At 73.8% G+C, this 13,751-nt stretch carries 11 protein-coding genes; 10 read left to right on the forward strand and 1 reads right to left on the reverse strand.

Annotation, left to right across the window (positions count from 1 at the left end; translation table 11 throughout):
• Window positions 1–182: 182 nt before the first annotated feature.
• The 10 genes from FHX36_RS19600 to FHX36_RS19645 all read left to right on the forward strand — a co-directional run bounded on the left by FHX36_RS19600 (window position 183) and on the right by FHX36_RS19645 (window position 12,053).
• A complete protein-coding gene (locus FHX36_RS19600) occupies window positions 183–1,235 on the forward strand; it encodes a BMP family lipoprotein (protein ID WP_258372651.1) in 1,053 nt (350 codons plus the stop codon).
• 181 nt (window positions 1,236–1,416) lie between these two features.
• Window positions 1,417–2,955: an ABC transporter ATP-binding protein gene (locus FHX36_RS19605; protein WP_110551658.1), complete on the forward strand. Its 1,539-nt coding sequence runs from the start codon at window positions 1,417–1,419 to the stop codon at window positions 2,953–2,955.
• On the forward strand, window positions 2,952–4,178 hold the full coding sequence (locus tag FHX36_RS19610; protein WP_110551659.1) for an ABC transporter permease: 1,227 nt from the start codon (window positions 2,952–2,954) through the stop codon (window positions 4,176–4,178). The genes FHX36_RS19605 and FHX36_RS19610 overlap by 4 nt, the downstream gene beginning before the upstream one ends.
• The gene (locus FHX36_RS19615; RefSeq protein WP_110551660.1) at window positions 4,175–5,449 is read left to right on the forward strand and encodes an ABC transporter permease; all 1,275 of its coding nucleotides are present in this window, start codon (window positions 4,175–4,177) and stop codon (window positions 5,447–5,449) included. The genes FHX36_RS19610 and FHX36_RS19615 overlap by 4 nt, the downstream gene beginning before the upstream one ends.
• Window positions 5,449–5,868 (forward strand): cytidine deaminase, encoded by a 420-nt coding sequence (locus FHX36_RS19620; RefSeq protein WP_110551661.1) that lies wholly within the window; start codon window positions 5,449–5,451, stop codon window positions 5,866–5,868. Before FHX36_RS19615 ends, FHX36_RS19620 begins: the two co-directional genes overlap by 1 nt.
• Window positions 5,869–5,941: 73 nt before the next feature.
• Window positions 5,942–7,222 (forward strand): thymidine phosphorylase, encoded by a 1,281-nt coding sequence (locus FHX36_RS19625; RefSeq protein ID WP_183514046.1) that lies wholly within the window; start codon window positions 5,942–5,944, stop codon window positions 7,220–7,222.
• A 43-nt stretch (window positions 7,223–7,265) separates the two neighbouring features.
• Entirely contained in the window at window positions 7,266–8,156 is an 891-nt protein-coding gene (locus FHX36_RS19630; RefSeq protein WP_258372650.1) for an ABC transporter ATP-binding protein, read from the forward strand.
• Entirely contained in the window at window positions 8,153–8,968 is an 816-nt protein-coding gene (locus tag FHX36_RS19635) for an ABC transporter permease (RefSeq protein ID WP_110551663.1), read from the forward strand. The genes FHX36_RS19630 and FHX36_RS19635 overlap by 4 nt, the downstream gene beginning before the upstream one ends.
• Window positions 8,969–9,010: 42 nt before the next feature.
• A complete protein-coding gene (locus FHX36_RS19640; RefSeq protein ID WP_110551664.1) occupies window positions 9,011–10,084 on the forward strand; it encodes an adenosine deaminase in 1,074 nt (357 codons plus the stop codon).
• 283 nt (window positions 10,085–10,367) lie between these two features.
• On the forward strand, window positions 10,368–12,053 hold the full coding sequence (locus FHX36_RS19645; RefSeq protein ID WP_110551665.1) for a DEAD/DEAH box helicase: 1,686 nt from the start codon (window positions 10,368–10,370) through the stop codon (window positions 12,051–12,053).
• A 197-nt stretch (window positions 12,054–12,250) separates the two neighbouring features.
• Here the strand turns inward: FHX36_RS19645 and FHX36_RS19650 are convergent, their stop codons facing one another.
• Window positions 12,251–13,708 carry a hypothetical protein gene (locus FHX36_RS19650; protein ID WP_110551666.1) on the reverse strand — a complete coding sequence of 486 codons (1,458 nt, stop codon included), beginning with the start codon at window positions 13,706–13,708 and terminating at the stop codon, window positions 12,251–12,253.
• Window positions 13,709–13,751 lie beyond the last annotated feature (43 nt).

Genomic DNA, 13,751 nt, shown 5'->3' on the forward strand with positions numbered 1-13,751 from the left:
CCGGATGAGGGCCGCCACGGGTGCCGGACCCGCAGTTAGCGTGCCGGGGTCGCCGTCGCCTGGTCGGCCCGCTCGGAGCGGGCGGAGCCGGACGGCGGGGGAAGCCTGGAACACACCGCACCGGGGCGCGGCCGGCCTGAGGCCGGCGGCGCCCTCTCAGAGAGGAGACCGTCTTGCGCCGAGTGCGTGGGATGAAGGCCGCAGCGCTGCTGCTGGCCGGGAGCATGGCCCTGGCGGCCTGCGCCAGCGACGAGGACGACAGCGCGAGCGGCGGCAGCAGCGAGAGCAGCAGCGCCAGCGGCGACCTGAGGATCGGGCTCGCGTACGACACCGGCGGCCGCGGCGACAAGTCGTTCAACGACTCCGCCTACGCCGGCGTCGAGGCCGCGATCGCCTCCCTGGGTGGCGAGGTGCAGGAGCTGTCGCCCAACGACGACGCCTCCAACCGGCCCGAGCTGCTCACCCAGCTGGCCGAGCAGGGCTTCGACCCGGTCATCGCGGTCGGCTTCGCCTACGGCGACATCATCAGCGACATCGCCGCGGACTTCCCGGACACCACCTTCGCGATCATCGACTCCACCGGTGTCGACCTCGGCGAGGGCAACGTGACCGGCCTGCAGTTCGCCGCCAACGAGGGCTCGTTCCTCGCCGGCGTCGCTGCCGCGCTGAAGAGCACCACCAACTACGTGGGCTTCGTCGGTGGCGTCGAGACCCCGCTGATCCAGTCCTTCGAGGCCGGCTTCGCCGCCGGCGCCGAGGCTGCCAAGCCGGGCATCACCGTCGACGTCAAGTACATCTCGCCGGCTGGTGACTTCAGCGGCTTCTCCGACCCGGCGCGTGGCCAGATCGTGGCCCAGGGCATCTTCGACGCCGGCGCCGACATCGTCTACCACGCGGCCGGCGGTTCGGGCACCGGCGTGTTCGAGGCGGCTGCCGCCTCGGGCAAGCGCGCCATCGGCGTCGACTCCGACCAGTACCAGACGGTCGACGACCCGGCCCAGCAGGCCGTGATCATGACCTCGATGCTCAAGCGGGTCGACAACGCCGTCGAGGCGTTCATCACCGACTTCAGCGAGGGCAACGTCGAGGGCGGCACGGACATCACCAACGACCTCGAGACCGAGGGCGTCGGCCTGTCCTACTCCGGCGGCTTCATCGACGACATCAAGACCCAGATCGACGAGTTCGCCCAGCAGATCATCGACGGCGAGATCGAGGTCCCCACGGCCCCGTGACCCGCTCGTCCTGAGCAGCACGGACGCGGCGGGCCCGGGGGCGTACACGCCCCCGGGCCCGCCGTTTTCCGTGTGTACCGTCTCCGCGTCGGACGACACACCGCCCGACCCACCCGTGACCGGAAGACCTCCGGTCACGAGACCCCGGTCCACCCGCCCTCCCGGCACCCAGGAGACCCCGTTGAACGAGTCGGCACCGCTGGCGGTCGAGCTGCGCGGCATCACCAAGCGCTTCCCCGGCGTGGTGGCCAACAAGGACATCGAGCTGCGCGTGCGGCGCGGCGAGGTGCACGCCATCGTCGGGGAGAACGGCGCCGGCAAGTCGACGCTGATGAAGACCCTGTACGGCATGCACCGCCCCGACGAGGGCGAGATCCTGCTCGACGGGACGGCGGTCACCTTCAAGAGCCCGGCCGACGCCATCGCCGCCGGCATCGGCATGGTCCACCAGCACTTCATGCTGGCCGACAACTTCACCGTCCTGGAGAACGTGGTCCTGGGCAGCGAGCCCACCAAGGGCGGCCGGCTGGACCGCGCCGAGGCCCGCCGCCGGATCCGGGAGATCTCCGACCGCTACGCGCTGGGCCTGGACCCCGACACCCTGGTCGAGGACCTCGGTGTCGGCGACCGGCAGCGCGTCGAGATCGCCAAGGTGCTCTACCGCGGTGCCACCACGCTGATCCTCGACGAGCCGACCGCGGTGCTGGTGCCGCAGGAGGTCGACGAGCTGTTCGGCAACCTCGCCGAGCTCAAGCGCGAGGGCCTCACCGTCATCTTCATCTCGCACAAGCTCGACGAGGTGCGCAAGGTCGCCGACTCGATCACCGTCATCCGCCGCGGCACGACGGTCGGCGAGGCCGACCCGCGGACGACGACGGCCAAGCAGCTGGCCGAGATGATGGTCGGCGCCGAGCTGCCCACGCCGCAGACCCGCACGTCCACCGTCCGCGACACCCCGGTGCTGCAGCTGCGCGGGGTCACCGTGGCCACCGTGGGCGGCCGCCCCGCCGTCGACGACGTCTCGCTGACCGTCCGCGAGGGCGAGGTCGTCGGCATCGCCGGCGTCGAGGGCAACGGTCAGGCCGAGCTGGTCGACGCGATCATGGGGCTCCGCCCGCTGGCCGCCGGCAGCATCGTGCTGGGCGCCGACGACATCGCCGGGTGGTCGACCCGTCGCCGCCGCGAGCAGGGGCTGGGCTTCATCCCGGAGGACCGGCACCGCCAGGGCATGCTGCTCGAGGCGCCGCTCTGGGAGAACCGGATCCTCGGCCACCAGACCCGCCCGCCGGCGGTCAAGGGCGCCTTCATCGACCGCAAGGGCGCCCGGGCGGACACCGAGCGGATCATGCGGGACTACGACGTCCGGGCCCCCGGGCCCGACACCCTCGCCGTGGCGCTGTCCGGCGGGAACCAGCAGAAGCTGATCGTCGGGCGGGAGATGAGCGCGCGACCGCGGCTGCTCATCGCCGCCCACCCGACCCGCGGCGTCGACGTCGGCGCGCAGTCGGTCATCTGGGAACTGCTCAAGGACGCCCGCGCTGAGGGGATGGGGATCGTGCTGGTCTCGGCGGACCTCGACGAGCTCATCGGCCTGTCGGACACGCTGCACGTCATGCTCCGCGGGGCGCTGGTCGCCACGCTCGACCCGGCGTCGCTGACGCCGGAGGAACTCGGTGGCCACATGACCGGCGCCCGGGACACCACGGTCGGTGCCGCGTGACCCTCCTCCGCCGCACCGGCCTGGCGCTGCTCGCGCCGGTCCTGGCCATCGTCGTCGCGCTGGCCATCTCCGCGCTGGTGATCACCCTGATCGGCGAGAACCCGTTCACCGCCGTCCGGGTCATGTTCGACTTCGGCGACACCCCGAGCCAGCAGACGCAGGCCATGGTCGTGGTGCTCAACCGGGCCGTGCCGCTGTTCCTGGCCGGTCTCGCCGTCTCGGTGGCGTTCCGGATGGGCCTGTTCAACATCGGCGTCGAGGGGCAGTACCGGCTGGCCACGATCCTGGCCGCCGCGGTCGGCGCGGCCGTCGCGCTGCCGGGCCCGCTGCACGTGCTGCTGATCGTCGTCGTCGCGATGGCGGTCGGCGCCATCTGGGCCGGCATCGTGGCGCTGCTCAAGGTCACCCGCGGGGTCAGCGAGGTGATCAGCTCGATCATGCTGAACTTCATCGCCCTGGGGACGGCGTCCTTCCTGCTCACCGGGCCGCTGCGGGGCAGCGAGCCGGGCGCCTCGATCATCACCACCGCCGACGTCCCCGAGTCCGGCTGGTTCCCCGGGCTCAACGGGGTCTTCTCGGTGCTGGGGCTGGCCGAGCCGCGCACCGAGCTCTACGGCTTCCTGCTGGTCGCGGTCGTCGTGGGCGTCGTGGTGTCGGTGCTGATCAAGCGCACCCGCTTCGGCTTCGACCTGCGCGCCAGCGGCCTGTCGCCGTCGGCGGCCACCGCCAGCGGGGTCGACGCCCGCGGCATGGTGATCAAGACGATGCTGATCTCCGGGGCGATCGCCGGGCTCATCGGCCTGCCCGACCTGCTCGGCGACCAGCACAACTACGGCACCGAGTTCACCTCGGGCCTGGGCTTCCTGGGCATCGCGGTCGCCCTGCTGGGCCGCAACACCCCGGTCGGGATCGCGCTCGGCGCGCTGCTGTTCGGCTTCCTGGACCGCGCCGCCATCCCGCTGCAGTTCGCCGACATCCCGGCCTCGGTGGTCACGATCATCCAGGGCACGATCGTGCTCTCGGTCGTCATCGCCAACGAGGTCGCCCGCCGGCTCACCCGCCGCCAGGCCGAGCGGGGCAACGCGGTCGCGCCGCCGAGCACCGGCGACGGCAGCACCGGTGGAGGGCAGGGCCCCGGTGGCGGGCCGCCGCCGGACGACGGGCCCGGCTCGGCCACCGGCCCGGGCCTCACGACCGCACAGCCGCAGGGAGCAGGGCGATGAGCACCGCGACGACGACGCCCGCGCCCAGCCGCGGCGCGCTGACCGACCGGCTGCTCGGCCGCAACCCGCAGCGCCGGGTGCTCTACCTGCTGCTCGGCCTCGTGGTGCTCTTCTCGGCGGTCCGGGTGATCTCCGGCGAGCAGGCGCTCACGTCGTCCTCGACGTTCTCCGCGGCCCTGCTGCTCGCCGTGCCGCTGGCGCTGGTGGCCCTCGGCGGTCTCTTCTCCGAACGCGCCGGCGTGGTCAACATCGGCCTCGAGGGCATGATGATCCTGGGCACCTGGGGCGCCGGCTGGGCCGGCTACCAGTGGGGCTGGACCGGTGCGCTGATCGGCGGTGCGGTCTTCGGTGCGGCCGGCGGGCTGGTGCACGCCATCGCCACGGTGACCTTCGGCGTCGACCACGTGGTCTCCGGTGTGGCGATCAACATCCTCGCCGAGGGCGTCGTCCGGTTCCTCTCCGAGCTGCTCTACACCGACAACGCGGCCGGCGGCGGCGTCACCCAGTCACCGCCGCTGTCCTCCCGGCCGCCGTCGTTCTCGCTCCCGGTGCTCTCCTCCGGCCCCGACCTGCTCGGTGACCTCGAGGGCAAGCACTGGTTCCTGCTGTCCGACGTCGCCGGGCTGCTGCGCGGGCTCACCAACGGCGTCGGGGTGCTGACCGTGCTGGCCGTGCTGCTCATCCCGGCCTCCTACCTGGTGCTCTGGCGGACGGCGTTCGGGCTGCGGCTGCGCTCGTGCGGCGAGAACCCGGCGGCCGCGGACTCCCTGGGCGTGCCGGTGTACCGGCTGAAGTACATCGCGGTGATCATCTCCGGCGCACTGGCCGGCCTCGGCGGCGTCTTCCTGGTCTTCATCGCCACCATCTACCGCGAGGGCCAGACCGGCGGCCGCGGGTTCATCGGCCTGGCCGCGCTGATCTTCGGCAACTGGCGCCCGGGCGGCCTCGCCGCCGGCGCCGGGCTGTTCGGCTTCGCCGACGCGCTGCAGCTGCGCAGCGCCACGGCGGTCGTCGCCCTGCTGCTGCTCATCGCCGTCCTGCTGGCCGCGGTGGCGGTCTGGCAGGCGCTGCGCGGCAAGCGGACCCAGGCGGTGCTGGCCGCCGTCTTCGCCGCGGCCGCGCTGGTCGCCTTCCTCACCGTCGACGAGCTCCCCGAGGGGATCGTCTCCTTCACCCCGCACCTGACCACCTTGCTGGTGCTCTCGCTGGCCTCCCAGCGATTGCGGATGCCCAAGGCCGACGGGCTGGTCTACCGACGAGGAGAGCACTAGTGCCCGCCATCCCCGACCTCGACTGGGACGCGCTGCGCGCGGCCGCGCGCGAGGCGATGACGCACGCCTACGCGCCCTACTCGCACTTCCCGGTGGGGGTGGCCGGCCTGGTCGACGACGGCCGGGTGGTCACCGGGTGCAACGTGGAGAACGCCTCCTACGGGCTGGGCCTGTGCGCGGAGTGCGGGATGGTCAGCGACCTGGCCCGCAGCGGCGGTGGCCGGCTGGTGGCCGTCGCGTGCGTGGGCGGCGACGGCCGGCCGCTGATGCCCTGCGGCCGCTGTCGGCAGCTGCTCTGGGAGCACGGGGGCGCGGACATGCTGATCGAGACGGTGTCGCTGGGCATCGTGCCGATGCGCGAGGTGCTGCCCGACGCGTTCGGCCCCGAGGACCTGGTGAAGGCGGCGGAGCGTCGGTGACCGAGCTCGCGAGGTCACGGATGGGTGGAGCGACGTCCGGCATGTGGTCGACGAGCGCCAGCGAGGAGATCTCATGACGTCGCCCTTCGACGCGATCGACGTCATCCGCGCCAAGCGGGACGGGGTCGCCCTCTCCGCCGAGCAGATCCGCTGGGTGATCGGCGCCTACACCGGCGGCCAGGTGCCCGACGAGCAGATGAGCGCGCTGCTGATGGCGGTGTTCTTCCGCGGCATGTCGCCCGACGAGCTCGCGGTGTGGACCCAGGCGATGATCGACTCCGGCGTCCGCAAGGACCTCTCCGCGCTGGGCCGGCCGACCGCCGACAAACACTCCACCGGCGGGGTCGGCGACAAGATCACCCTGCCCCTCGCGCCGCTGGTCGCCGCCTGCGGTGTCGCCGTGCCGCAGCTGTCCGGCCGCGGGCTCGGCCACACCGGCGGCACCCTGGACAAGCTGGAGGCGGTGCCCGGCTGGCGGGCGTCGCTCAGCGACGAGGAGTACGTGCAGCAGCTCCGGGACGTCGGCGCGGTCATCTGCGCGGCCGGCAACGACCTGGCGCCGGCCGACAAGGTGCTCTACGCGCTGCGCGACGTCACCGGCACGGTCGAGTCGATCCCGCTGATCGCCAGCTCGATCATGAGCAAGAAGATCGCCGAGGGCGCCGACGCGCTGGTGCTGGACGTGAAGACCGGCTCCGGGGCCTTCATGCGCGACCCGGCCGACGCCCGCACGCTGGCCCGCACGATGGTCGGCCTGGGCGAGGCGGCCGGCGTGCGCACCGTCGCCCTGGTGACCGCGATGGACCGGCCGCTGGGCCGGGCCGCGGGCAACGCGGTCGAGGTCGCCGAGTCGGTGGAGGTGCTCGCCGGTGGCGGGCCGGCCGACGTCGTCGAGCTGACCCTCGCCCTGGCCCGGGAGATGCTCGCCGGTGTCGGGCGGGACGACGTCGACCCCGCCGACGCCCTCGCCGACGGCCGCGCCATGGACGTCTGGCGCCGCATGATCGCCGCTCAGGGCGGCGACCCGGACGCCGCGCTGCCGCAGCCGGCCGAGCGGCACGTGGTGACCGCGCCGGCCACCGGCACGCTCACCCGGCTGGACGCCTACGCGCTCGGGGTCGCCGCCTGGCGGCTCGGTGCGGGCCGGGCGCGCAAGGAGGACCCGGTGTCGGCCGCCGCGGGCGTCGTCTGGACCGCCGGGGTGGGGGAGCAGGTGACCGCCGGCCAGCCGCTGCTGGAGCTGCAGACCGACGACGCCGCCCGGATCCCGCGGGCGCTGGAGGCGCTCGAGGGCGCGATCGGCGTCGACACCGACGACGAGCCGCTCCCGCTGGTGCTCGACCGGATCTCGTGACCGGGCGCAGGTCACACAGCTCGGGAGAGGACACTGTCGGCTCGTGAGCCGTCCGTCGACCGTGTCCGCGCCCGTCCCGAGCCAGCTCGACCCCGACGCGGCGATCTCGGTGCGCGGGCTGGTCAAGCGCTACGGCGACCGCAACGCCGTCGACGGGGTCGACCTGGACATCCGGCGCGGCGAGATCTTCGCCCTGCTCGGCCCCAACGGTGCGGGGAAGACCACCACCGTGGAGGTGCTGGAGGGGTACCGGCACCGGGACGGCGGCGAGGTGCGGGTGCTCGGCGTCGACCCGGCCCGCGGCGGGCGGCGCTGGAAGGCCGACCTGGGCATCGTGCTGCAGTCCGGCGCCGGTGACAGCCAGCTGACCTGCCTGGAGCTGCTCCGGGCGCAGGCCGCCTACTACCCCGACGCCCGCGACCCGGCGGAGGTGCTGGAGCTGGTCGGGCTCACCGAGAAGGCGGGCTCCCGCGGCCGCACCCTGTCCGGTGGCCAGCGGCGCCGGCTCGACGTCGCCCTGGGCATCGTCGGCCGCCCCCGGCTGCTGTTCCTCGACGAGCCGACCACCGGGTTCGACCCCGAGGCGCGCCGGCAGTTCTGGTCGCTGATCCGGTCGCTGCGCGACCTGGGGACGACGATGCTGCTCACCACCCACTACCTGGACGAGGCCGAGGAGCTGGCCGACCGGGTCGGGGTGATCGCCCGCGGCCGGCTGGTCGAGGTGGCCGTGCCCGGCGAGCTGGGCGGCCGGGGCACCGCGCCCGCCGTCGTGCACTGGACCGAGGGCGGCGTCCGGCGCACCGCCGAGACCGCGACCCCCACCGCGTTCGTCGCCGAGCTGGCCGCCCGGTTCCCCGGCGAGGTGCCGGACCTGGCCGTCGCCCGCCCCACCCTGGAGGACGTCTACCTGCGCATGATCGGTGAGCCCGCATGACGACGACCACGGACCGCTCGCTCCCGTCGATCGTGACGGTCTGCCGGACCCGGGCCGGGGTGGAGCTCAAGGAGTTCTTCCGGCAGCGCGAGTCCGTCGTCTTCACGCTGTTCTTCCCGGTGATCCTGCTGCTGGTCTTCGGCGCGGTCCTCGACTACGACCTGGGCAGCGGCGTCTCGTTCACCCAGTACTTCATGGCCGGGGTCATCGCCGCCGGCATCCTCGGCGCGAGCCTGCAGAACATGGCGATCGGCATCGCCACCGAGCGGTCCGACGGCACGCTCAAGGGCCTGGCCGGCACGCCGATGCCCAAGAGCGCCTACTTCGTCGGCAAGGTCGTGCAGGTCTTCGCGGTCACCGTGCTGATCATCGCGATCCTGCTGGCGATCGGGTCGCTGTTCTACGACATCGACCTGCCCTCGGGCACCGGCTGGGTCACCTTCGCCTGGGTGGCCGCGCTCGGCTCGGCGGCCTGCACGCTGCTGGGCATCGCCGTCTCCAGCCTGGCGCGCAACGGCCGGTCGGCATCGGCCACAGTCACCCCGGTGGCGCTGGTGCTGCAGTTCATCTCCGGCGTCTTCTTCCAGTTCAGCGAGGTCCCGACCTGGCTGCAGACCGTCGCCGCGGTCTTCCCGCTCAAGTGGATGGCCCAGGGGCTGCGCTCGGTGTTCCTGCCCGACGCGCTGGCGGCGCAGGAGCCCGCCGGTACCTGGGAGCTCGGCCGGGTCGCGCTGGTGCTCGCCGTCTGGTGCGTCGTCGGCCTGCTGCTGTGCGTGCGCACGTTCACCTGGCAGGACCGCGGGGTCAAGTAGGGGCCCCGGAACGCCCCGCGCCCGGCTGGGTAGCGTGCGGGGATGCCCGCCGCACCACTGGACGCCGACTCCCTCCGCCGCGCTCCCAAGGTCCTGCTGCACGACCACCTGGACGGCGGGCTGCGGCCGCAGACGGTGCTGGAGCTGGCCGGCGAGCTGGGCTACCGGGGCCTCCCGGCCGACGAGCCCGAGGCGCTCGGCCGCTGGTTCCGCGAGGCCGCCGACTCCGGCTCGCTGGAGCGCTACCTGCTCACCTTCGCGCACACCGTCGCGGTGATGCAGCACCCCGACGCGGTGCAGCGGGTGGCCCGCGAGTGCGCCCTGGACCTGGCCGCCGACGGGGTGGTCTACGCCGAGGTGCGGATGGCGCCCGAGCTGCTCACCGCCATGCCGTTGGAGACTGCGGTCGAGGCGATGCTCGACGGGTACGCCCAGGGCAGTCGCGAGGCCGCTGCCGCCGGCCACCCGATCGTCGTCGGCACGCTGCTGTGCGCCATGCGGCAGGCCGACCGCTGGGTCGAGGTGGCCGAGCAGGTCGTCCGGTACCGGGACGCCGGGGTGGTCGGCTTCGACCTCGCTGGCCCGGAGGACGGCTTCCCGCCGGACCGCATCCCGGAGGCGATCGCGCTGCTGGACCGCGCCGGAGCGCACCGCACCATCCACGCCGGCGAGGCGGCCGGCACCGGGTCGATCCGGGCGGCGCTGGACGGCGCCCGGGCGGAGCGGCTGGGCCACGGCGTCCGGATCGCCGACGAGGTGCCGGTCGAGGGTGCACTGGGCCCGGTCGCGCAGCGGGTGCTCGACGAGCAGGTGCCGCTGGAGGTGGCCCCGTCGTCCAACGTGCAGACCGGGGCGTACCCGTCGCTGGCCGCCCACCCCGTCGACCGGCTGCACCGGGCCGGCTTCGCCGTGACGCTCAACACCGACAACCGGCTGATGAGCGGGGTCTCGGTGACCAGCGAGCTCACCGACGTCGCGGCGACCCACGGATGGGGCTGGGCGGACGTGCAGGCGGTCACCGAACAGGCGCTGACCAGCGCGTTCCTCGACGACGCCGAGCGGGCCCGGCTGCTGGCCGACGTCGTCCGGCCGGGGTTCGCCGCGCTCGCCGGATGACCAGGGCGGGGCACCCGAAGGACCCCGTCGCCCCCCACCACTCGCGAGCTCGCGGCGGGTCCCTGCGACGCGGCCGAACAGCTCGGGAATCATTCCGGGCCCCACGCTGCTAACCTGATCGTGCCGGTGAGTGCCGGTCATCCTCCCGGACGGTCCTGTCCGGGCAGCGCATCCGTGCAGATCACGCGTCATCGCAGACGGCGACGATCACCAGTGTGGACGCCGGGCATCCGGCGGTCAGCATCACCACGGGACGCGCACCGATCTGTATCGGAGTTCCCGCTTGTCCTCGTTCGACTCTGTCGACGTCCAGAACACCGCACCTGAGTTCGACCTCCCCGAGGCCACGGCCGCCGTGACCGAGGAGACCCCCGAGACCCCGGCCGAGCCCACCGGCCCGACCTTCGCCGAGCTGGGCCTGCCGCAGCTGCTGGTCACCGCGCTCGAGCGCAAGGGGATCCGCCACCCGTTCGCCATTCAGACCTCCGCCCTGCCGGACGCCCTCGCCGGGCGCGACGTGCTCGGCAAGGCCGCCACGGGCTCGGGCAAGACGCTGGCCTTCGGCCTGCCGCTGCTGGCCCGCCTCGGCGCGGACGTGCAGCACGGTCGCCGCGCACCCCGCGGCCTGATCCTGGTGCCGACCCGCGAGCTGGCCCAGCAGGTGCACGACAACCTGGCCCCCCTCGGCCAGAGCAACGGCGTGCAGCTGGCGGCCGTCTACGGCGGCGCCTCGATGTACCGCCAGATCCAGCAGCTGCGTCGCGGCGTCGACGTGCTCATCGCCACCCCCGGCCGGCTGCAGGACCTGATCAACCAGGGCGAGGCGACCCTCTCCGAGGTCGTCGTCTCGGTCATCGACGAGGCCGACTTCATGTCCGACCTCGGCTTCCTGCCGGTGGTCAAGGAGCTGCTCGACCAGACCAAGGCCGACGGCCAGCGCCTGCTGTTCTCGGCGACGCTGGACGGCGAGGTCGACACCCTGGTCCGCCGCTACCTCAAGGACCCGGCCCGCCACGAGGTCGCCAAGGCCGAGGACAGCGGCCCCCAGGCCGAGCACCTCGCCTACAGCGTGTCCTTCCCGGACAAGCTGAAGATCGCCGAGGCGATGGCCGCCCGCCCGGGCCGGATCATCATCTTCGTGCGCACCCAGCACGGGGCCGACCGGCTCGCCGACAACCTGCAGCACGTCGGCATCCAGGCCGAGGCGATCCACGGTGGTCTCCCGCAGTCGGCCCGCCGCCGCGCGCTGGAGGCGTTCACCGACGCCCGCAGCCCGGTGCTGGTCGCCACCGACGTCGCCGCGCGTGGCATCCACGTCGACGACGTCAGCCTGGTGCTGCACTACGACCCGCCGGCAGACCACAAGACCTACCTGCACCGCTCCGGCCGCACCGCGCGCGCCGGTGCCGCGGGTGTCGTGGTCTCCCTGCTGCTGCCCGACCAGGTGGGACAGGCCAAGCGCCGGTTCCGCCAGGCCAAGCTGGACCCGCAGGTGACCCGGATCCGTCCGGGTGACCAGCCCATCGCCGACCTGGTCGCCGGTGGCACGTTCGTCGAGCCGATCGTCCGTCCGGTGCGCGAGTCGCGCCGGCCGGCCGGTGGCCGCGACGGGCGCCGCCCCGCCGGTGACCGTCCGGGTGGGTTCCGCAGCGGACCGCGCCGTCCGGCCGGCGACCGCGATCGCTCGTACGGAGACCGCCCGCAGGGCGAGCGCTCCTACGGCGATCGGGATCGCACCGCCGGTGCCGGTGACCGTCCCTCCGGGGACCGCTCCTTCGGTGGCGACCGCAGTCGCTCGTACGGAGACCGCCCGCAGGGCGAGCGCTCCTACGGCGACCGGGATCGCTCCTACGGCGGCGAGCGCCGCTCCGGCGGGGACTCCCGGGACCGTCGTCCCGGTGGGTACCGCGGCTCGAGCGAGGGGCAGCGCCCCGGCGCCCGCCCCGCGCGCCCGGCTCGCTCCTTCTGACGAGGGGCCCCGTCCTCCCGGACGCGGCTGAGCAGCACCAGCAACGGCAACGGCCGGTCCCCGCACTGCGGGGGCCGGTCGTTGCCGTTGTGCTCAGTCCTGGTGGTTGATCATGGGGCCGTTGCCCCGGGACACGCCGTCACCGGCGCGTTCCGCGGCCAGACGCCCATGATCAACGGGGCAGCGCGGCCCCCGGGCTAGCGGACGACGTCGCTGCGGAAGACCAGCGCCGTGCCGACGTCCTCCACGACCTGCGCCCACGCGGTGAGCAGCGCGGGCGCCTCCTCGGCGGCCAGCGGTGCCCGCGGGTCGCTCTCGGCGCGGGCGAGGGCCCGGCCCAGCGGCGCCCCGGCGGCGAGGTGCTGCTGCACGCGCGGCAGCTCGGCGTACTCGGCCAGGTCGAGCACGCCCTCGACCGGCTGCAGCAGCGCGCGGTGCTCGACCAGGCCGCCGGCACCCTGGGCGACCTCGGCGAGCACCTCGGAGATCTCGACCAGGTCGTAGCGGTCCTGGTCGGCCGGCAGCGGCAGGGTGTCGGTGTCGGCGACCTCGGGCCAGGAGGCGATCTCGGTAAGGTCGTGGGCCTCGTCACCGGCGCAGAAGCGGGCCAGCTCGACCGGCGTCGGGAAGACGAACACCTGGCCGTCACGGCCCAGGAAGCGGGCCCGGTCCTCGACGTAGCAGCGCAGCGTCAGCCCGGCGCCCTCGGGGACGACGACCTCCACGGGCAGGATGCCCACCGCCTCCCAGAACTCCTGGGCGGCGGCGACGGCCGCGGGGGTCGCGCGCAGCGGGCTGCCGCTGCGGATCGTGCGGATGCCGGCGGTGGCGGCCTCCGCGGGGGCCGCGGCGGTGGAGCCGGCCGCGGGGCGGCGGACCGGGGCGTCGTCCTCGTCGTCGACCAGGTCCTCGTCCACGTCGGCGTCGGGGTCGTCCTCGGGCTCGGCGGCCCGGGACTCGGCCTCCTCGGCTGCCGACGGGTAGTCCTCGACCGAGACGGTGCCCGCGCCGGTCCAGTCGAGGTGCTCGTCGAGCTCCTCGAGGACGTCCTCCCAGAGCTCGTCGATGGCGGTGCCCAGCCGCACCCAGGACTCCTCGCCGTCCCGGCCGAGGAACGCGTCGATGCCCAGGCCCAGCGCCGCGGCCTCCGGGCGGGACACCAGGTCGGCGACCGACTCGAAGCCGGTCTCGTCGTCGGTGTCCTCGTCCTCGTCGTCCGCGGCGGTGTCGCAGCACTCGGCCAGCCGCCCGACGATGTCGAAGGTCGCGGCCAGCTCCTCGACGGCCCAGCGGTCGGGGTTCTCCGCGACCACGTCGTAGACGCCGTCGAGGTCGAAGCGGTGGTCCTCGTCAGGGGTGAGGTCAGCGGCGCTGAGCTCGGCCACCACCGGCCAGACCGGGTGGTCGGCCAGGTCGTGGTCGGTGTTCACCCGGCAGAACGCGGCGAGCGCGGCGGGGGAGGGGAACAGGTGGACGACGGCCGTCGGGCGCGGCGGCTCAGGGTCGTCGTCGTTGATGTCGGCGAGCACCTCGACGGTGCTGCCGAGGAACGCCTGCCACTCCTCGCCGTCCTCCTCCCAGGGCGGCGCCCAGAGCGTGTAGCCCGTGCGGTCGTCGAGGGTCAGGGCGATGGGGACGATGCTGGGGCGGGACACGGGACGATCCTGCCCGATGCCCCCGGGAACCCGCTCGGCCCGT

It is taken from the genome of Modestobacter versicolor, from assembly GCF_014195485.1.
In the GTDB taxonomy this organism is placed as follows: Bacteria; Actinomycetota; Actinomycetes; order Mycobacteriales; family Geodermatophilaceae; genus Modestobacter; species Modestobacter versicolor.

Coding starts and splice junctions, on each gene's coding strand:
- FHX36_RS19625 (WP_183514046.1), top strand. CDS start 5,942: ATGACGTCGCCCTTCGACGCGATCGACGTCATCCGCGCCAAGCGGGAC.
- FHX36_RS19615 (WP_110551660.1), top strand. CDS start 4,175: ATGAGCACCGCGACGACGACGCCCGCGCCCAGCCGCGGCGCGCTGACC.
- FHX36_RS19640 (WP_110551664.1), top strand. CDS start 9,011: ATGCCCGCCGCACCACTGGACGCCGACTCCCTCCGCCGCGCTCCCAAG.
- FHX36_RS19635 (WP_110551663.1), top strand. CDS start 8,153: ATGACGACGACCACGGACCGCTCGCTCCCGTCGATCGTGACGGTCTGC.